The sequence below is a fragment of the Vibrio sp. 1167 genome (assembly GCF_033340375.1).
In the GTDB taxonomy this organism is placed as follows: Bacteria; Pseudomonadota; Gammaproteobacteria; order Enterobacterales; family Vibrionaceae; genus Vibrio; species Vibrio alginolyticus.
Genome location: NZ_JAWOWK010000005.1, coordinates 251,502 through 270,850 on the forward strand (window position 1 = coordinate 251,502; position 19,349 = coordinate 270,850).

Here is a 19,349-nt window from a genome sequence, read left to right on the forward strand (position 1 = left end):
ATACAAGTTTTAAAAGGAGGAATTAACCCTCCTTTTTATTCTTATTCCTCAATTTGAATAAATGAAGACAAAGAGGAATGAACAGAAACATCTTCAACGTGATCCTGTCCTTTATCTATTACATCAATCTGCACAAGTGAATTACTCAAAGTGCAGAAGTTCATACCAAGAAAGATGCTCTCCCCATTTATTTCACTATTAGTGACAACTTTACCTAAAGGTGCAAGTGGTATGAATTTAGAAATGATAAGTTTTACTAAATGATGATCGAGGTCATACTCGAAATTAACAACTTGAAATTCAAGAGGTTTATATACTAAACGTCCTATTCGTGAGACTTCTGGTTTTAGATCAACAACAACGACAAAATCCAGATTTGACAGCATCGATTCTAGAACTAACCCTAAACCATGAATATTCATACTTGCCCCTTAGTTTTAAAAAATGCTAATTGGTTTGATAATTCGTTCAAACGTACATCTCTAATTTTCATATCGTCTGAAGCTTGATATACATTCTGAATATTTTCTTCAAGCCCACGATTAATCTCGTTAATACGCATGGAGATCTCCTCAGTCACCGTCGATTGCTCTTCGGATGCCGCCGCAACCATAGCATTAATTGAAGTCAGTGTTTCTACCTCTTCAGAGATACTGCTAAATGCATGATTTAGTTCACTAGCAATCTTAATTGACTCGTCATTTAAATTGCTATTTACCGACATAATCTCATCAGCCTCATTGGACTTAACCTGCAAACGAGCAACCACTTCTTGAATATTAACCGTAGACTTTTGTGTCCTTTCAGCGAGCGCGCGGACCTCTTCTGCTACAACAGCAAAGCCGCGCCCATACTCACCAGCCCTAGCCGCTTCAATTGCTGCATTAAGTGCTAATAAATTGGTTTGTTCGGATACTGAAGCAATCATTTCTACTATAGGGTTAATTTCTTCACTATAAGCACGAAGCTCACTGACAATATCAGATGACGAACTCAAAGAACTATTAATCTCTGTTATGATCTGTTGGGCACGGCCTAGGACTGCAACACCACCTTGTATTGCCTCATTCATAGTACTGTTTGCACGCTCAGCATTAACAGCATTATCAGCAACTTCACGAGCAGTAGCGGATAATTCTGCAGCTGCAGTAGCAACTTGTTCAATTTCCAAACGCTCTTGTTCTGAATTGGCAATAAAAGTTCCAACAATGACTTTTGTTCGTTTGTCGCTAGCCAGAATAGCAAGCGTAGTATCTTTTACTGCATCAATTGTTTCCGATATAGTTTCTTTTGACGAATTAAGAATATTAAATATAATATCAAACTCATTAGTGAATTTCGGTAGATCTTGACTAGCGCACAAATCACCACCCTTCATTTCATTGATTTCATTAAGTAAATGACTTATGCATAAAAGTTCTTTTCTTAAAATCCAGAATAAACCACCGCACAAAAAAATAGCTTGCAAAGATGAACTCACAATAGCTCCAATGAGTTCATCAGAGGGAAGATGTTGAGCGATGTAATACATAGCATATTGGACGATTGCAGAGCTAATCACAAAAAGCACTATGAATAATTTGATTATTTTTTTAATCATTTTTCCCCCTACATTGTTTAAAATGCGTAATTCAATACTGCACCAACAAAGTGAACATTCAAATCGTAAACACCATTTAATTGAGTTAAATGGCCATTAGTTAGGTTATCTGGAGCTTGAGTACGAACTGAATTACCATCTAGATGTTCATAGTAGAACTGAGCTTTCATGGCCTCATTAATAAACCAAGTTAAACCTGTTGAGTACTTTGAGATTGGTCCAGTTGGAACGTCCACATTGATTTTCGTAGGATCATCTTGTGGTGACGTCTCGTACGAGTAACCTAGTTCAAATCGCAAGGATTTATTGATCTTAAAATGACCACCGATAGCAGTTGAATATGTATCTTTCCAGCTACGAATAATAGGTGAGTTAGACCCATGGACAATAACATCCGTTTGTTGAACTGCACTTAAATCTTGCCAACCCAAAGTCCACAGTAACGCAACATTATTCTTAACTACGTGATAACCACTAAGTTTTACCTGAGCTGGCATAATTACATTCACTTGAGCAGGAAGTGAACTTTTACCTGAAGGCAACCCTATATAACGTCCTTCAACTTTAAGAGCTAAGTCACCTTCTAATTCATGTTCTATTTGTGAGCGATAGGCAAATCCAATACGGTTAGCATCACTAAACTGGTACATAACACCAATATTCCAACCAAAAGAAATATCGTCGGCAGAAATCTCACCATCTATAACATTGAGTCCGCCGTCGATAGCCGTCGTATTTAATGTTTGATTGATATATGCCATTTCAGCACTTACACCAATACCCAACGATAGTTTGTCATTCACTTTGTAAGCAACGCTTGGGTTTAATTGAGCAGTCAGTAGCAGACCATCTTGTGCCATGATTGAGCCTGAAAATCCGCTACCATAGCCGAAACCAGCCCCTCCAGTGGCCCCCATTGCAATACCGAAGCTAGACTTATCATCTATCTCATTTGTAAAGTAGAAACTGCCGATTGGAAGTAGTTTTTTAAGTGACGTTTCTTTAAAGGAACTTTCGTGCCCACCTACGTTTGATCCCATATCGTAATAAGTACTATCAAGATTAAGCAGGCCTAAGTTGGTCGCAATATGTTTTCCTTTTAAGCGAACCATACTCGCAGGGTTTACAAAAGCAGCTTCAGCGCCTTCAGCTACGGCAGCAGAACCTGCGCCAGCCGTACTTGTGCTCAGTTCGCCAAGCTCAGAGAACATATATCCTCCCGCAAACACTTGCGATGAAAAACCACACAAAATTAACACCACTGCTAAATTTTTACTAACTTCATTTAATAACATAATTATTTAATCTAAATGTTTATATTTAATTTCTGAAAGAAATTTTTTTTCGATGAAGTGGACAGTTTTCTACCACCTTTTTTTAAAAATAATTCTTCCATAAATTTTTTTTCATCTTCATTAACAAAAAACGTGCAGTGAACGTTTAAATTATTCACCAACTCGTTATCGCACATATCGAAGAAACTACCAAAATTACGTACAATAATTGTTTTAGTTGCTTCCATATCAATCACCTATACCTAATTACTTACAGGCAGATCATATAAATTAAGTAACGTTTCCAATTGATTTTTTTGTTCGTACAAATGCTCCATTATCGATTCGTGTATCTCGTTCTCTGAGCTATCAAGGATTCGTCCTAATGCTGATACTGCGCCTGTTAACTCACTAGTTAGTTCGCTGAATTGATGATGCTGTATAAGTTGAGGTAAAGTTTTTCTTAATAATATTAAACTGCAATGTGCATTAAAAATCGAAGCCGCAACCTCTGGCAACAAATCAAAAGTATTTTCACAATGTAGAAAACTCAAATATTCAACGCAATCCTTACAAATGAACATTTTGTCGATTCCTAGCTCAATAATAATACCATCACCCTTACAGAGCTTACATTTATTTACCATTAATCAATTACCCGAAAAATTATTTTTATATATCATATCTACGAAACATTCATAACACTTATGATTATTTCCATGACGTTCAAATAATTTAATTGATTTATAAACCAAATCATCTCAACGCCCTGTAATACTCACAGTTATCCGATTTTAAGTTTTTTTCTAACTCGAAGAATCACATTCATATCGCTTGAAATTTCTTTGCTGGTTAATATTTATCTCAGTTATTTATGATGTTGTATTTCGTTACTTATACTCGCTCTATTCGCTTTTAAAGAACTCTAAAGATTTGTTTAGTTGGTTTATTCTTTCTGAACTTTCAGCACAGGACTTCTCTGTTTCATTGAAAGCGTTCGAATAGCTCTTAACGTTACTGTTGATCCCATTAATCTGCATTGAAATATCTTGTGTTACACATGACTGTTCACTTGATGCTGTAGCTACCATTGAATTGATTTGCGAAATGTTATCTATTTGTACCGTTATTTCTTGGAATGAGGTATTAAGCTCATCACTCGTCTTTGATGATTCATCCATTAAGTGCGAGTTATGCTTCATTAGATTATCGGCAGTTTTCGATTGCTCTTGCAGTTGGTTAATAAAGTCTCTTATTATGTCGGTAGATTCTTGGGTGCGGCTTGCTAATGTTCGAACTTCATCAGCCACTACCGCAAAACCTCGACCTTGTTCACCAGCCCTTGCAGCTTCGATGGCAGCGTTAAGTGCAAGTAGGTTAGTTTGTTCAGACACAGCGCTGATCATTTCAAGTACGGTTCCTATTTCTTCCGAATAACCGCGCAATTGACTAACCACTGCGATACTTTCTGCAATAGAAGAGCGTACTTGTTCATTTGTATCCCTTGCGCGCGTTAATACCATAGAACCACGACTAACAGCATCAAGTGCTTCATTTGTTGCTATCTCTGCATCTGAAGCGTTTTTAGCAACTTCCTCGGCGGTAGCGCTTAACTCTGTTGCTGCGGTTGCAACTTGTTCGACGGCAGAAAGCCCCTCGTTTATTTCTTGGGTAACATTTTGCACAACATTAGAGACATTAGCTTGCTTTGTTAACACATCATTGCAGAGTGATTTAGTATCGCCAATGAACGAGCTCATACTTTGTTGCATGGTTGATAATGAGTTAGATATTAGATTTATCTCATTATTACTCTTTTTGATCTCGAAACTTCCAAATTGTCCATTAGCCATGTCTCCGATGACATCAACAATCTTTGGTAGTTGATTAAGTTGGCGTTTTAGAACTGCCCCAAGCGCAATACAACAAATAGCACCACCAATAAAAATCAAGCCAACGAGCCATGTCATTACCGAATGCATATTTTTGATGCTTTCATCCAATGATGTGAACGCTAGAACGTCAAACTGATCATTGATTTCATCTTTTAGAGCAAGGAATGTTTCTCCGCTTTGGTTGGTATACATCATTGAAGATTTATACCGAATTCCTTTTAACATTGGACGTACGTCGTAGATGGATTTAGCTACCCAAGACGCATCGAGTGCAGTTACAATCGTATTGTCTTTTGTTGTAATAGCATAGCTACCAAAGTCTTTACTAAATAGGTATTTACCTAGGTCAATATCCATAGCGTAAACTCCTACTATTTTCCCTCGTTCTTTTATAGGGGCAGATACTGAGACGATAAAATCACCGGATAAGTTCTCTTGTGGAGGGGTCATGTTAAAAGCCGCTCCGTTGACGATGGGCATGAACCAAGATTTATTAAGGCTGCGTGCGTTGTAGCCTTCGATATGCCCTCCTTCTTGAGCAGAAATGGTCTCACCGTCAGGCTTAGCTACATAAACATCGATAACATAATCTTGTGCTTTTGTTGCTTCTACCAACTGATCAAATAGTTCTTTTTCGTTCACAGATTCATTAAAGATAACTAAACTCGCCATACCGATAGTTTGCGTTTCAAGTCTATAAATAGCTGAGTGATAGTTAGTTTTGATTCTTTCAGAACTAGTTTCTACTTCACTGTTAGAAACTAAAGATTGTTCTGAACTAAGTAATATATAGATGGCACCAGTGGTTATTATCGTTATTAATAATAAAATTGATATATATACGTAATAAATTCTTTTTATCATCGTTACATTCGTCTTAATTATGTTTTTTTTTCAGTCGATGGGGAGTATTTATTTTTTAAATTTAAAGTATCACTTATTCACACTAACTCAACCAATTGCATATTTTTCGATGGATATTTAGCAATAACTTTCGTATAAATCTTTGAGTTCTTTGACTATTTCTTTCATAGGCGCATGTAAATTGGCATCAGATGGAAGTTGAGCAAGCTTTATTTCTAGATTTTCAATATTTCTCCTTAATCTTTTTAACTGAAATGGAAAACTATCGAGTTTACTTATTTCTGGATAAGTTATCTTGAATATTCTCAGGCTCATTTCCGCGTGAAATAAAATCTCAAACTCATCATAATTATGCGTTTGTTCTTGGTTATTATATAACCGATTAATAGATGTTAGGCATTCCTCGCAGATAGTTATTGTTCCTATACGTACATGCTTAACGGATACCAATTGGCATATGTTGCAATGCAAAACAAACCCCTGATTAATATTATTGTTTGTTAATGATAAATTTTATCTTTTTCTGAACCATCATCCGATCAGTTATTCATTTTCATCTGAAACTTAAGCAAAGTACAAGGTCGGAACGAAAATAAACATAATATAAAATTAAGTTTTGTGTACCACTATGGCAAAATTGAACACCCTAGGACGTTAATTCATTTCTTGAAATGTTTTTCTGGTTATTGCTTACGTTATATCAAGTATCGATTGATGAGGTTATAATTTTTACTTAACATATAACAAGCTTGAATATTTGAAAAATATCGAGACTTTTGAATAAAACATATCGGTAATGAATATTCTCGTAAGAACTATAGGTGAGATAGAACCATAGCACTTAAGCCAAGTCGTTTCAGCCGGAGAAATAAAGAAAGACATCGAACAGATTCAGGTAAAAAGCAGATGGCTATCGACGACACAGCTTTAAGAGGAAACTGAAATACATAGTCACTAGGCGCTCCTCACAGTATTACGGCGTAGAATAAACCGGAGGTTTTAGGCTTAGCGAAACTGAAGCCCTCCGCGAGAAGAGTAAATTACCACCTTCTAAAGAAGGTGGCTTTGTGTGAGCCCCCTAAAAGGGGGCCTTTGTTTAGTCCAGCGCCAATTGCTGCTGCTCTACTCGCTCTTGCTTCTCTTGATGTCTTACATATCGGCGTATTATTTCTTCATTGATTCCAACACTATCGACAAAATAGCCTCTTTGCCAAAAGTGATTACCCCAAAGCCTGTTCTTCCTAAGGTGAAGAAACTTGATTGTATCTACTCATGTTATTTGTCCTCTTTGACTTCTGGAAAAATCAAAGATGCATTTAGCATGAGTAGTTTTACAGGCAAATCCGAAGCGGATGATAACCACCTACTGAAGTAGGTGGTTTAGGGCTGAAAATAAAAATGCAAGCATTCTTGAAGTACTGAATGTGTTGAATATTAAAAGAGCAACAGTTGCTCTATTTTTTCTACAAAGCATCCATATTTTCGTTTCTCAGCTGAATGCTAATGTAATCTATTACCCAAAACATAATTCTTTATGGCTAGTCAATTGGGCACAGGAAGTCATAAACAGTCTTAGCTGATAGAAACATGTTTTCATTTATCCTTAAATATTACGATTAAAGATTGAAATTTATTTATCAATCTTTCATATTCTGTTAGATAAATAAGATATTCGGCATTATGTAACTCAAGAAGGCGTGTACAGAGATAAAGAGAGCTTCACTCGTTTAGAGTCTCACACAAAAGCAGGACTCGGTAACCATCTTCGCAGCAAATTTTGAGCATTGTGGCGTCTTGTGCTTGAAACCAGAGTGAGAGGAATAAGATACCTAATTTCAAAGGTCGCTCCTTTTCTGGTTAAGCTATTCTCTTTAGACAGTTAGTTGTTTTGCAAGTATGGCGTAAGTTATCGTGAACTTGCAAATATGCTCGAATACATTGACTCAGTTACGCGCTCCCAAGCTGGGTTTTGAAATAGGTGCCTGAAAAGAAGAAATGCTTACGCTGATATTAGAAGCCTGGATGGACTTCTTGATGACAGATTAATGATACCTACATTCGTATCAAAGGACGATGGAGTCAACTTTATCTAACTATCATTGAGTAAGGTGGGACGTTACATTCTACAAAAACACCCTCCTCCTTAGATCAACGGCTGTTCGTATGAGTAAGACTCACTATCCAGTTATTTCCAGAAACGTCAATTGATAGAAATTAACCCTAAATTTTTCATCTTACCAGCGTAGACTAAATAGATGTGCTTGCTGAAGACATTCGTCCAGCGTCGTAGTCATGTTGAAAGAAGGGGTCAACGTCATCACAAATGCCAAAATACGGACGCCCGATAACACCGAGCATATAAGCACTTTGCTCACAATACTCTTGCTTGCCTTGCTGGTAACCCGCTTGATAAGCCATTATGAGTTCTGACGTCGCATGGTTAACATCATCCAGCTTCGCAATTCGCTCCTCAGATAACTCCCGTAATCCATCTAAAGCTGACTGCTTACCAAACACTTGCCAATCGGTCACATTATTCGAAGTCGGTAGTGTTGTTTGTGCGCATGCAGCAAGAAGCAACGCCATGACTCCAATTACGAATGCTTTCATCGTGACTCCTTAGTGTTTAGCTCGTTGCTATTGATAATGTCAGTATAGCTCACACCTTTTGACACCAATCGCCGGAAGCGATTTCTTCGGTTAATTGCTCAGTATCTTGATATAAGTAGATCCAAGCTTGGCCAAAAGGCGTAACGATGCTCTCTCGGCGATATTCCACTGGCACATCTTCTAACCTATCTAGCTCAGATAAGGTTTCACTGTCAATCAGGTACACCTCACCTTGAATCGAGCGTTGCCCAACAGACAACGCTGGATAAGGACCTAAGTCATACATTGCAAATTGAGCATCCGTTTCATGTAAACCAAGAAACTGCGCCGAGCGCAAATACTGATGGTTGTACTCTCCCTTGCGTAACGTGCCGTAGACAAAAATCAAATGCTGCATAACCACTCCTTAGTCATGACTGTGTATACTTAGGTTAAAGCACTTTAATCGAACTCAAACTGATAGAGTAGGTCAACGGCGCTATCTACACCAGATACCGCTTCTAAATACAAGTCTTGCATCAATCGGTAACGCACAGTGAACTCACCTAGGGAGTTAAAGATGCCGACACCATATTTCACCTGCAAACCTGGCAGAATATAACCACTCACCGTCACTTGCGAATCATCGCCCGAACCAGCAGTGTCCAGCTGTAAATCCTGTACGCCAAAGGCTTCACCGATTTCACCAACCACACGACCACTCTTCGCCAAGCTTAAACCAATTAAGGTAGTCGTCATTGCATTACCACCGGCTTCACCATCAATATCTTGACCACGAAGTAGATAAGAAAGTGCATTGGCTTGGTTCATCGCGGGCTCTGAGAAAATTTCTATACTCGGATCAGATGCTGGGCCCGACACTTGTACCCCCGCAATGACATCATCTTGGGTATTGTCTGGATTACGAATCGCTTTGATAGACAAGTAAGGTTGATCTGGTGGACCATTCATCAGAATCTTACCTTCTTTAATCAATAAGTCCTGACCAAACGAACGATAAGAACCGTCAACAACATTCACTTCACCAACGATGAAAGGACCTTTGTCTTTTTGTGTCACGTTTAGGTTCCCTTTCAACCCACCTTTTAAACCAAAAGCGGCAAGTTGGAAGTCATCACCAATTTTAATGTTGATGTTCGTTTCCACATCAAACGGCATCGCAGCCACATCGTCCACTGGCTGCAAGTTTTTATCGAGAATAACGGTATCACTCGATACGCCTACCGCACTTGGTGGAAGCTCTTCGACGACAATTCTGCCCCATGGCAAATTAATATCACCCTCAATTTTCGCAAGCTGAGGGGTCACATCTATTGTCATGTCAGGCTCCACTTTGATTTTTACCATTGGAGGCAAATCAACATTGAGCTCTTTAGCAAATACACGCGCTTTAGTGCGCCAGTTCTGTAAGTCCTGCCAGTCGGCATCACCGGTAACGTTCAACTCACCATCCGGGGTTAAAATTCCGGCATCCAAGTCCGCTTGATGGCCTTTAAAGTTGATGACGACCTGCCCTGAGTTTATATCTATCGGTGTGACTTCACCCTGTAGCTTCATTTGGTCAATCAAGAACTGACCATTCACCTTCGGATGCATGATGTCACCTGATATCGCTAGGTCAGTATTCATCTTTGCTTTAAACAAGCTGTACTCACCAATCAACGGTGCCAAGAAATCCAAGTGGAACGTAGAGAGTGAAACCTTACCATCAATAGTGGGCTTTTCAGACGAGACATTCAGTAAAGAAACCTTACCAGACAAGTCACCGTTATCTTTCACATCAAATAGCCACTCGGCGTCAAGCTTGTCTTTCGCTAATGCCGCTTTAAAGTTGAAGCTTTCCCAACCGACTTTAATTGGCTGCTCAAGCGCTTGTTCAACTTGGCCTTTTGGCATATTGACACTTAAGGTTACTTCAGGCTTTTTCTCTGGTGCCCATTTAGCAAAAGCCTGTGCATTAACCGAGCCTTGCAGCTTGGTTTCTGGCGGCAGGAATTGCTTGATTTGGTCAAAATCAAAATCATTGATGGCTAGCTTCGCCTGGCCACTCTTACCAACACTAATGTCTTCGGTTAGACATACGCTCGACTCCGCTTGCAACCAACAATGCGCTTGAACGTTCGCGATCTGTTTGTCGATATTGACCTTCACCGCGGTCGATTTTTGCAACGCCCACGGGCCTTGTTGCGAGCTCAGCGTCAAGCGGCGCAGCGCCCCATCCCAAATCATTTCTGGTTTCTGCTGGAATGTCCCTTCAATTTCTAAACTGGTCGACACCAGGTCAGATACTACATCGAGCGTCAGTTGATGCAGTTTTTCATCCCCAGAGACTTCAAGGTCAGCACTATCAACTTTTATGTCGTCATAGATAATGTTGTTCGCAATAAGGCTTATATTCGCTTTTGGTGCTGGCAGAGGCTTCACATCGCCCTTTAAGGTGATCGTTTCTACGTTCGCCTGTTGCTGCCAGTTTATCTGATTTAAAGCGAGATCAAGATTGATGTCTGGTTCTTTCAAGCTACCACGTAGTGCGACTTTACCCTGCATCTTACCTGCAAGGTCCGGAACACTTTTTGCAAAATCAGGGAAGTTAACCTCAACATCCATCAGAATTTGCTTATCTATCTTACCCTTTGCACTGAGTTGGTTTGGACCATGAGAAAGCGCTAAACCCTGAGTGGTAAGTTGGATGTCTTCGCCTTTGCCGTTCTTATCAGACGCTTCAAGTTGCCCTTCAACATTCAGCGGATACCCTCGCAAAATGCCGTCAATATCTAACTTAGGCAAACTGACTTGCCAACCGCCTTGTTCTGTTAACGACCCCGAAGTCGAAAGGTTACCGCTGATATCCCCTTCAGCTTCTTTCCATTGTAAACCTGGTTGAATGTTTTTCAGGTTTAAGTCAGCTTGCCAGTTGATTGGCGCGGCCCAATTGGCCATGACTTTCCCAGAGAGTTCGCCTCCCAGGGTTTTCACTACAAGGCTTTCGAGGTCAATTTGCTCTAACGTACCTTTGCCGTTTAGTGCGACATCAACGGCGGGAATATCTTTGCCTGACGCTTTGGTTTCTAATGCGACTTCGTAGCCATCAAGTGAGCCTTTTGCCGCCAAGCTTGGTACAGAAACCTGGTAATCGCTTTGTCCAAATAGCGGCCATTGCGCCTGTACATTTTTAATCGCGACATCAAACGGTAACTGCGTTTTAAGCGGTTGAATATCACCTTTGATCTCCGCTTGTACAAGCTCAGAAAGCGTAGCATTTAGTGACAAATCACCAACCGAACCCGAGACCGAAAGCGACAGTTTTTGTCCCTTCGCATCCGCTTGCTTCACTAACGCGTCCAGTTGCGCTTTGATAGGGTAATCAGAAGAAAGCGTCACTTGTGTGCTCAACTTGCCTTCCACTTCTGGCATGTCGAGCTCTAATGTTTTGACATCAACACGCTCACCGCCTGCTCTTGCAACCAAACCAAGATGATTGACGATCACTGGCGTTTCACCTGCCAGTTTGAAATTGTGAATATCAAGACGACGCGCTTCCACCGTCAGTGGAATCCATACTTCGGGTAACACAATATCTTGCGGCGTAGCATCGGCCTCTTTCGGCTCTTCAACAACCGCTTCTGGGGCCGCTTCACTTGGTGCGAGCGCAACATTAATGTCTTTCAACGCGGTAGGTGCGATCACCAAACGATCGCCTTGCATCGACAAAGCGGTCGAGAACGTTTGCCAATCAATTTGATTGCCCAGCACATTGACGTTGATGTCATTAAAGCTGACTTTATTAACAAAAATTGGCACTGGCGTACTGATAGAACTCAGTGGTGGTGTTTCCTCTTGCTCCTCGCTTGCTGGCGGTAGCTCTGGCATCTTAAAGTCAAGCCCCTGCAGTCTTAACTCATCGACACAAACCTTAGGGTCAAAGAAACAGCGGAAGTTCACTGCCAAAGCTAAACGCTCGACTTTGGCATCGATATTCAAAGACTCATCGACAAAACTGACGTTATGCAGTTCGAAGCGAGGAAACAATGAACCCTGCACTTTTTCAATCTGCAATTGTGGTAGTGCTTTTTCGGCTCCCCACAAGGCAAATTTGAGGCCTGGGTGGGTAAATAAAACTGTCGCGACAATAATGATGAGCAACAGCAATAGACCAATCAAACTGAGCGACAGCCATTTGGTCCACTTAAACATCATTTTGATCATAGCTCAGGCCCCAATGAGAAGTGGATACGAAACTCTCGTTCTGGTTTTGCATCCAACCCCCATGCAAAATCAAAACTAACAGGGCCCACCGGAGACGCCCAGCGGATACCAACACCAGCACCTGATTTCCAATCTGGTGTTTCATTAAACGCATCACCAATATCGTAAAACGTTGCAGCCCACCAGTTTCCATAAACACGATATTGGTATTCTAATGTACTGCTAACAATGTATTTACCACCCGTCAAAGCACCACTCTCATCCACAGGTGAAATAGATTCATAGCCGTAACCACGAATATTATTGTCACCACCAGCGAAGAAACGCAGCGACGGTGATAGTTTTTCAAGTTCATCGGTAATATTCGCACCACCTTCTAAGCGGAACAAACCACGATGATTCTCTCCAATACCACGAATCCAAGAAGTCGAGCCAATTAAGCGGAGCACTCTAGTTTCAGAAAGCATAGCGGTATCACCATACTCAATAGTGATGCTTTGCTTGTCTCCCCACATTGGCATATTGCCCCCTCGAACCCTAGTCCGAGAAAATGTCGCACCTGGAAGTACGAAGTTGAATTCATCATCTTGTAAACCTTGCGTAAAGCTCTCGTACAAATGACGAACATAAACGGTATTATGCCAACCACCGTCTGCTAACCAATGCCGCTCCACTGCAAGGTTAGACTCGATACTCTGTGTGTCACGGTTGTCTAGGTTTTTAAGCCCATATTGAACTTGATAATAATCGTTAGCGACATCTTCTAAAGGAATTTTGTAAGAAGCAGTCACGGTTTGCTCTGGCTTAGATAGGGATAAAGCGGTGTTGAAACTGTGTCCTCGGGAGCTCACCCAAGGTTTCTTCCACTTCAACGTTCCTCGAACGCCGACATCCGTTGAGTAACCAATACCCGTCTCGATCTGATTCTTCGAAGCAGGAGATAAAGACACTTTAATTGGCAAGTCTCGGCCATCATCAAGCCTATCCAATTCAGGCTCAACAAAAACTGAGGAAAACCACTCCGTATTTGATAGCTTCTGGTTAAACTCGCCCAGCTTCGAAACGTTGTATGGGTCCCCTTCCTTAAAAGGCTGTAGTGATGCGACACGGTCTTCCCAGATGTGGTTGCCAATAAAAGAAACGTCGCCAAAATTGAAACGTATTCCACTGCTGTAGTGCAAACGGACATTAGCTTCGTTCAGATCAGGGATAACCTCTAATCGACTTAGCGTAAACTCACCATTGAAGTAACCACGCTGAAGCGCCAAGTTACGAATTCCTGACTTAAGGCTGTCGTATTGGCCTTGATTCAAAACTTGGCCAACTTTGAGCGGAGAGCTCTCAATAAGTTTTGCAAACTCTTCATCGTCCTTGGCCTCTCCAGTGATGACCACATCCATGACTTTCACTTTCACTGGCAAGCCCGGCTTGATGAGCACAATTAACTCATCATTCGCTTCAGGAATAGAGTATGAAATTTTTGCATGATAATACCCAAGCGCGTTAAGCGCTTCAGTGATACTTTGATCTAATCTCGCTTGAAAACGCAGAGAAGTGGAGTAATCCTTCTCTGGAATAGATGATAGATACGCACTGACATTCTCTTCTAAAGCGCCATCAATGCCTTTCAAAGTCAAAGAAACATCGGCATAGGCACCATGAGAAAAGGCAAACAGGCCAACAATGGTGGGGAGAGCTTTTTTTATCATGCTTTTATGGCTGAATGAGGTTAAGTAAACGTAAATAATGATAACGCCAATTAGATTCTAAGTCTGTAATATTAATAGGTTTAACGCGGTCTATGTCATCACAGCATCAGATACAGACGAAATGAAAAAGTTCGCAAATTTAAGACACGTATTGAAGGACAAATACCATGCTCAACAAACAAACATTGATCAGTATAGAAGATGCCTTGCCAGGTAGAGATCAACCAATGCAGATTGACGATCATCATTTTGTAAATAAATCTAACCTAAAGGCGCCTCTGACGTCACACCAACAGCAGATCTTGCTCGGAATGGGCTGTTTTTGGGGCGCTGAGCGCGTATTTTGGCAACTCGACGGCGTTGTATCTACTTCGGTCGGTTACGCTGGGGGTTACACACCCAATCCCACGTATGAAGAAGTCTGTACGGGTAAAACGGGTCATACAGAAGTCGTTCGAGTCGTTTTCGATGAACGCGTCATCTCATTAGAAAAGCTACTGGCTGTTTTTTGGGAAAAACACGACCCAACTCAGGGAATGCGTCAAGGTAACGACTTAGGTACTCAATATCGTTCTGCAATTTACACTTATTCGACGGAGCAGCTCGAGAGCGCAGAGAAATCGAAACTCTTGTATCAGCAAGCACTGCAAGAAGAGCAGCGCGCGAACATCACCACCGAAATACAACCAGCAGGTCCGTATTACTTTGCGGAAACCTACCACCAGCAATATTTGGCGAAAAACCCTGATGGTTACTGCGGCATCGGAGGAACGGGAGTTTGCTTCCCACCAAGCCTCCAAGGATAAACCTAACCAGCAACAAAAAGAGCGACCGATATGGTCGCTCTTTTCTAAATCTAAGTGGGTACCAAGCTAACTAAGCCGATAATGATGCTATCACTTGGTTGACTTCTTTAAAGATGGTGAGTCTTTTATGATCGTTGACGTCAGGTAGTAACACTTTGCCATTGTCGAACTGAAAACAGCCAACCCCAACAATAAAAAATTGACCTTTGAACAACGTTTTAACAAAACGGGCCACTTGTAATGGTCGATATACAGCAAACTCACGTAGCATAACTCACCTCAATTCCTTTGAGAAAACACGGATTGCTTATTTTTCCTCTGCAATCTTAATGCGCAATTTGCGACGGAACTCATTTTAGCAAATTCTAAATATAACGCAAGATTACACCACTCCATACGTTAAATAAATGTTATCAACGGTCCTACAAATTTCTAGGATCTGGATATATACTGGAAGCTTCCAAACCTCGTACGGAATATAACAATATGAAAACTAAGACTCTCCTACCTCTATTACTGGCCTTAACGCCAAGCTTGACCTTTGCACACAACTTGTCAGTGGGAAAAAGCGTTCCTCCTGTCAATGTTGCCGCTTACGGCGAGATTGTTTTACAAGGCGAAGGCGTTGCATACCAACCCTGGGCAACTCAACATATGCAAGGCAAAGTTCGTGTCATTCAAGCCATTGCAGGCCGTAGCAGTTCAAAAGAGATGAATGCCCCTTTAATGTCAGCAATAACAGCGGCAAATTTTCCACAAGAAAGCTACCAGACGACGACTATCATCAACCAAGATGATGCAATTTGGGGGACAGGCTCTTTCGTGAAGTCTTCAGCTCAAGACAGCAAAAAAGAGTTTCCTTGGTCATCCATGGTTCTTGATGAAAATGGCGTAGTTGCTAATACTTGGGACCTGAAAGAAGAAAGCTCGGCTATTATTGTTCAAGACAAAACGGGCAAAGTTCTGTTTGTCAAAGAGGGCGCACTTGAGCAAGATGAGATAACAAAAGTTATTGAGCTTATTAAACAGAACATCTAGCTTCATTGAATGGCTCCTTGCTCTTGTTGTAAGGAGCTATATGAATTTGATTAGAAGCATGGGCAGTGACAACTCTGCTCTTTATAAGTGCGACACTTCCATCAGAGAGTATTACCAATATTTTTCGGCACGTATGTGTTGAGTTAAATTTTTCTGCTAGCCAACAAAAGAGTGAACTTTTACTCATTATGGGTGTTATATTATAACAGTCGGTAAGAGGAGCTCAGATGTACCACCACCAGCAAAAAACACTAAGATATTGGTATCGCACTGCTTTATTTTTCAGTGTTGCGTTGCTGATCGCTTGGAACTTTGCGGTTGTACTTCATCAAGTTGATCTGACGCCCGACCATCATACCCATCATCATTGCCAATTATTTTCTGGTGTTCAGCACGGTATAGCAAAGGTACAACCTACCCTCTCTACACCGACTTTTACGCGCGCCCAGCATCATCATGTTTTTTTGCATCTCGTGTACGGCGAAGAAGTTCTTGGCGCTGCTCGTGCCCCTCCTTATTTTGCTTAATTTCCAAACTATTCCACACTCAAAATTATTGAGTTCATTTCCGCACCTAGTGTGTCAGGGAACAATAACTTAGTGAAACTCGAATCTGAGCAATACCGCCTTTGGTTAATGCCAGTAAAATTAGGAAAAATACAATGTCATCAAAACACGTTTTAGCCCTTGCTATTGGCCTCACTTTATCGACAGCAGCGAATGCAAACGAATACCGCCAGCATGGTGCTCATGTGCATGGTCACGTCGAGTTTAATATCGCCCAAGATGGCAAAGATCTGTTAGTAGAGATCACAGCTCCTGGAGCTGATGTTGTGGGTTTCGAACATGCTCCAGAAAACGCACAACAAGAGCAAGCGCTTAAACAAGCCGTCGCTACACTCGAAGACAGCAACGCATTGTTCGCTATTAACTCACAAGCTGATTGTAATATTGAAGAAGCTTACGTGAGCCACAACCTAAGCGAAACTCATGAGGAACATGATCATAGTGAGCACGACCATGATGACCATGCACATCACGATCATGAAGGGCACGAACATCATGATCATAATGATAAACATGACCACCATGACGATCATGATGAGGCGCACGATCATGGCAGTCACGGTGAATTTTCGGTGCAATATCGCTTCAATTGCGAACAAGTTAATCAGCTTAGCCAAATCCAAACCGATTGGTTTAACCAATTCCCAACTACAGAGTCCATCAGCGTCAATATATTCACTGATACCATGCAATCAGCAATTAAATTAAGCAAAGATAACACCCAAATCGTAATCAAATAACACGAGTGGCGTGTAAGTACCCACTTACACGCCACAGCTTTGGTGATTTAATATGACTGAAACCACACCAAATGTTGTCGAGCTAGAGGATGCCCAATTTTTCTGGCCCGGTTCAACCAACGCGACCATCCACATCCCCAAATTACACATTACACAAGGCGAACATGTGTTTATCAAAGGTCCAAGTGGCTGCGGTAAATCGACCTTGCTCGCTTTGTTGACGGGGATTAACACATTAACTTCAGGCTCTCTATCTGTACTCGATACTGACCTTGCTAGTTTAAGTGCCAGTCAGAGAGACCGCTTTCGCGCCAATCATATTGGCTACATCTTTCAACAGTTCAATTTATTGCCGTACCTTAACGTACTTGAAAACGTATTATTGCCATGTCAGTTCAGTAAAATACGACGTGACCGTGCCCATTTAGGTGCCTCATCTCAAACGTTAAATGAACAGGCTCAGGCCCTACTAGAACGACTGCACTTGCCAAACGAGCTTCATACACGCCCTGTCTCTGAATTGAGTATTGGTCAACAACAACGTGTGGCTGCGGCTCGAGCTCTGATAGGACATCCAGAGTTAGTGATCGCTGACGAACCAACCTCAGCTTTAGACTATGACAATCGTAAAGCATTTATTGAGCTCCTTATGGAGCAAGCGAATCAAGCCAATGCCACACTGGTATTCGTTAGCCACGACCCAACACTCGAACCCTTATTCGATCGCACGCTCAATCTACCCGACATTAATCAAGTATCTAGCCTAGGAGCCATATCATGAGTGCTGTTGTAAAGCTCGCCTGGAAAAGCTTGATGAACCGCAAAGCGACGGCAATTCTAACCATCATGACCGTTGCGATTTCAGTGGTACTCCTCTTGGGCGTCGAGCGTATCCGAACTCAAGCCAAGGATAGCTTCGCCAATACAATTTCAGGCACAGACCTCATTATTGGTGGACGCTCTGGGCAAGTGAACCTATTGCTCTATTCTGTGTTTCGTATTGGTAATGCGACCAACAACATCGATTGGAAAAGCTACCAAGAGTTTGCCAATCATCGTTCAGTCGATTGGGCTATTCCAATCTCGCTTGGCGACTCGCATAAAGGCTTCCGAGTTATGGGAACCAATCACAGTTACTTTGAGCATTACAAGTTTGGAAGTAAGCAACCACTAACATTTGGCAAGGGTAGAGAATTCAATGGTTTATTTGAAACCGTGCTAGGTTCTGATGTCGCTAAACAACTTGGTTATGATATCGGTAGCGAAATCATCATTGCCCACGGCATTAGCGACGTTGGCTTTAGCCGTCATGACAATCTGCCATTTAAAGTTGTCGGTATCCTTGCTCCTACAGGAACACCAGTCGACAAAACTGTCCATGTATCATTGGAAGCCATCGAAGCCATTCACGTTGGGTGGGAAAGTGGTGCGCGTTTGGGCCCGACACCCAAGGCACAAGATCTCAAAAACAGAGACTTTCAGCCCAAACAAATTACCGCTATGCTCGTTGGTTTGAAATCTCGTATTCAAACTTTCGCCCTGCAAAGACAAATTAACACCTACCCCAAAGAGCCGCTTAGCGCCATTATGCCCGGCGTTGCGTTGCATGAGTTATGGGGAATGATGTCGGTTGCAGAGCAAGCCCTAATGGCAGTATCTGGTTTTGTCGTGATTGCAGGGTTGTTAGGTATGTTAAGCAGTCTATTAACTAGCCTACAGGAACGCCGCCGTGAAATGGCGATTTTGCGTGCCATGGGAGCAAGGCCTCGTCATGTTTTCTCACTCTTAATTAGTGAAGCTAGCTTGCTTACTGCTGCTGGTATTATTACTGGCGTTACTGGGCTGTATGCCATTCTTGCTATCGCGCAGCCGATCATCCAACAGCACTATGGAATACATCTCACCTTAAGCATCTTATCTACTTATGAGTGGATGCTATTAGGTTTCGTACAATGCGCTGGTATTGTGATTGGTTTCATTCCCGCACTCCGCGCCTACCGACAGTCACTGAGTGACGGAATGACAATAAGGATTTAATAAA

The 19,349-nt window shown here is 41.6% G+C and carries 16 protein-coding genes and 1 pseudogene; 6 read left to right on the top strand and 11 right to left on the bottom strand.

All coding sequences use genetic code 11. The features are described 5' to 3' along the window. Nucleotides 1-41: 41 nt before the first annotated feature. The 10 genes and pseudogenes from R7Z78_RS13105 to R7Z78_RS13150 form a co-directional block, all read right to left on the bottom strand. Complete coding sequence (locus R7Z78_RS13105; RefSeq protein WP_064376666.1) at nucleotides 42-422, bottom strand: hypothetical protein; 381 nt, start codon at nucleotides 420-422, stop codon at nucleotides 42-44. Further along, nucleotides 419-1,600: a methyl-accepting chemotaxis protein gene (locus R7Z78_RS13110; RefSeq protein ID WP_064376665.1), complete on the bottom strand. Its 1,182-nt coding sequence runs from the start codon at nucleotides 1,598-1,600 to the stop codon at nucleotides 419-421. Before R7Z78_RS13110 ends, R7Z78_RS13105 begins: the two co-directional genes overlap by 4 nt. 17 nt (nucleotides 1,601-1,617) lie before the next feature. After that, nucleotides 1,618-2,895, bottom strand: a complete 1,278-nt coding sequence (locus tag R7Z78_RS13115) for an OmpP1/FadL family transporter (RefSeq protein WP_081107497.1) — start codon at nucleotides 2,893-2,895, stop codon at nucleotides 1,618-1,620. 11 nt (nucleotides 2,896-2,906) lie between these two features. Next, nucleotides 2,907-3,122: a hypothetical protein gene (locus tag R7Z78_RS13120; RefSeq protein ID WP_104975818.1), complete on the bottom strand. Its 216-nt coding sequence runs from the start codon at nucleotides 3,120-3,122 to the stop codon at nucleotides 2,907-2,909. 657 nt (nucleotides 3,123-3,779) lie between these two features. Beyond that, nucleotides 3,780-5,633, bottom strand: a complete 1,854-nt coding sequence (locus tag R7Z78_RS13125) for a methyl-accepting chemotaxis protein (protein WP_140367202.1) — start codon at nucleotides 5,631-5,633, stop codon at nucleotides 3,780-3,782. Between the two features lie 1,096 nt (nucleotides 5,634-6,729). Then, a pseudogene (locus R7Z78_RS13130) lies at nucleotides 6,730-6,891 on the bottom strand (transposase); the annotation flags it as partial. A 989-nt stretch (nucleotides 6,892-7,880) separates the two neighbouring features. After that, complete coding sequence (locus tag R7Z78_RS13135; RefSeq protein ID WP_169644228.1) at nucleotides 7,881-8,243, bottom strand: DUF2799 domain-containing protein; 363 nt, start codon at nucleotides 8,241-8,243, stop codon at nucleotides 7,881-7,883. A gap of 49 nt (nucleotides 8,244-8,292) precedes the next feature. Next, nucleotides 8,293-8,640, bottom strand: coding sequence for a gamma-glutamylcyclotransferase (locus tag R7Z78_RS13140; protein ID WP_017633453.1), 348 nt, complete (start codon nucleotides 8,638-8,640; stop codon nucleotides 8,293-8,295). A gap of 44 nt (nucleotides 8,641-8,684) precedes the next feature. Next, nucleotides 8,685-12,449: a translocation/assembly module TamB domain-containing protein gene (locus R7Z78_RS13145; RefSeq protein ID WP_169644230.1), complete on the bottom strand. Its 3,765-nt coding sequence runs from the start codon at nucleotides 12,447-12,449 to the stop codon at nucleotides 8,685-8,687. Beyond that, the gene (locus R7Z78_RS13150) at nucleotides 12,446-14,158 is read right to left on the bottom strand and encodes an autotransporter assembly complex protein TamA (RefSeq protein ID WP_065274120.1); all 1,713 of its coding nucleotides are present in this window, start codon (nucleotides 14,156-14,158) and stop codon (nucleotides 12,446-12,448) included. The genes R7Z78_RS13145 and R7Z78_RS13150 overlap by 4 nt, the downstream gene beginning before the upstream one ends. A 167-nt stretch (nucleotides 14,159-14,325) precedes the next feature. On the opposite strand from R7Z78_RS13150, the gene msrA reads away from it, so the two are divergent. Beyond that, nucleotides 14,326-14,964, top strand: coding sequence for a peptide-methionine (S)-S-oxide reductase MsrA (msrA, locus tag R7Z78_RS13155; RefSeq protein WP_017633451.1), 639 nt, complete (start codon nucleotides 14,326-14,328; stop codon nucleotides 14,962-14,964). A 70-nt stretch (nucleotides 14,965-15,034) separates the two neighbouring features. On the opposite strand, the gene R7Z78_RS13160 is transcribed toward msrA, so the two are convergent. Then, nucleotides 15,035-15,235: a DUF1107 domain-containing protein gene (locus R7Z78_RS13160; RefSeq protein ID WP_005379612.1), complete on the bottom strand. Its 201-nt coding sequence runs from the start codon at nucleotides 15,233-15,235 to the stop codon at nucleotides 15,035-15,037. A 215-nt stretch (nucleotides 15,236-15,450) separates the two neighbouring features. Between R7Z78_RS13160 and R7Z78_RS13165 the strand changes: the two genes are divergently transcribed. From R7Z78_RS13165 to R7Z78_RS13185, 5 genes are all read left to right on the top strand, one after another. Continuing rightward, nucleotides 15,451-16,002, top strand: a complete 552-nt coding sequence (locus R7Z78_RS13165; RefSeq protein WP_005383122.1) for a YtfJ family protein — start codon at nucleotides 15,451-15,453, stop codon at nucleotides 16,000-16,002. 227 nt (nucleotides 16,003-16,229) lie between these two features. Continuing rightward, nucleotides 16,230-16,529: a DUF2607 family protein gene (locus tag R7Z78_RS13170; protein ID WP_005379608.1), complete on the top strand. Its 300-nt coding sequence runs from the start codon at nucleotides 16,230-16,232 to the stop codon at nucleotides 16,527-16,529. Between the two features lie 134 nt (nucleotides 16,530-16,663). Further along, entirely contained in the window at nucleotides 16,664-17,308 is a 645-nt protein-coding gene (gene zrgA, locus R7Z78_RS13175) for a zinc uptake protein ZrgA (RefSeq protein ID WP_169644232.1), read from the top strand. Between the two features lie 52 nt (nucleotides 17,309-17,360). After that, the gene (locus R7Z78_RS13180) at nucleotides 17,361-18,089 is read left to right on the top strand and encodes an ABC transporter ATP-binding protein (RefSeq protein ID WP_042522447.1); all 729 of its coding nucleotides are present in this window, start codon (nucleotides 17,361-17,363) and stop codon (nucleotides 18,087-18,089) included. Next, entirely contained in the window at nucleotides 18,086-19,345 is a 1,260-nt protein-coding gene (locus tag R7Z78_RS13185; RefSeq protein WP_053306844.1) for an ABC transporter permease, read from the top strand. Before R7Z78_RS13180 ends, R7Z78_RS13185 begins: the two co-directional genes overlap by 4 nt. Nucleotides 19,346-19,349 lie beyond the last annotated feature (4 nt).

Bases quoted from the DNA above. Each gene is read 5' to 3' on its own strand.
- R7Z78_RS13105 (WP_064376666.1), bottom strand. From the start codon at position 422: ATGAATATTCATGGTTTAGGGTTAGTTCTAGAATCGATGCTGTCAAAT.
- R7Z78_RS13110 (WP_064376665.1), bottom strand. From the start codon at position 1,600: ATGATTAAAAAAATAATCAAATTATTCATAGTGCTTTTTGTGATTAGC.
- R7Z78_RS13115 (WP_081107497.1), bottom strand. From the start codon at position 2,895: ATGTTATTAAATGAAGTTAGTAAAAATTTAGCAGTGGTGTTAATTTTG.
- R7Z78_RS13120 (WP_104975818.1), bottom strand. From the start codon at position 3,122: ATGGAAGCAACTAAAACAATTATTGTACGTAATTTTGGTAGTTTCTTC.
- R7Z78_RS13125 (WP_140367202.1), bottom strand. From the start codon at position 5,633: ATGATAAAAAGAATTTATTACGTATATATATCAATTTTATTATTAATA.
- R7Z78_RS13135 (WP_169644228.1), bottom strand. From the start codon at position 8,243: ATGAAAGCATTCGTAATTGGAGTCATGGCGTTGCTTCTTGCTGCATGC.
- R7Z78_RS13140 (WP_017633453.1), bottom strand. From the start codon at position 8,640: ATGCAGCATTTGATTTTTGTCTACGGCACGTTACGCAAGGGAGAGTAC.
- R7Z78_RS13145 (WP_169644230.1), bottom strand. From the start codon at position 12,449: ATGATCAAAATGATGTTTAAGTGGACCAAATGGCTGTCGCTCAGTTTG.
- R7Z78_RS13150 (WP_065274120.1), bottom strand. From the start codon at position 14,158: ATGATAAAAAAAGCTCTCCCCACCATTGTTGGCCTGTTTGCCTTTTCT.
- msrA (WP_017633451.1), top strand. From the start codon at position 14,326: ATGCTCAACAAACAAACATTGATCAGTATAGAAGATGCCTTGCCAGGT.
- R7Z78_RS13160 (WP_005379612.1), bottom strand. From the start codon at position 15,235: ATGCTACGTGAGTTTGCTGTATATCGACCATTACAAGTGGCCCGTTTT.
- R7Z78_RS13165 (WP_005383122.1), top strand. From the start codon at position 15,451: ATGAAAACTAAGACTCTCCTACCTCTATTACTGGCCTTAACGCCAAGC.
- R7Z78_RS13170 (WP_005379608.1), top strand. From the start codon at position 16,230: ATGTACCACCACCAGCAAAAAACACTAAGATATTGGTATCGCACTGCT.
- zrgA (WP_169644232.1), top strand. From the start codon at position 16,664: ATGTCATCAAAACACGTTTTAGCCCTTGCTATTGGCCTCACTTTATCG.
- R7Z78_RS13180 (WP_042522447.1), top strand. From the start codon at position 17,361: ATGACTGAAACCACACCAAATGTTGTCGAGCTAGAGGATGCCCAATTT.
- R7Z78_RS13185 (WP_053306844.1), top strand. From the start codon at position 18,086: ATGAGTGCTGTTGTAAAGCTCGCCTGGAAAAGCTTGATGAACCGCAAA.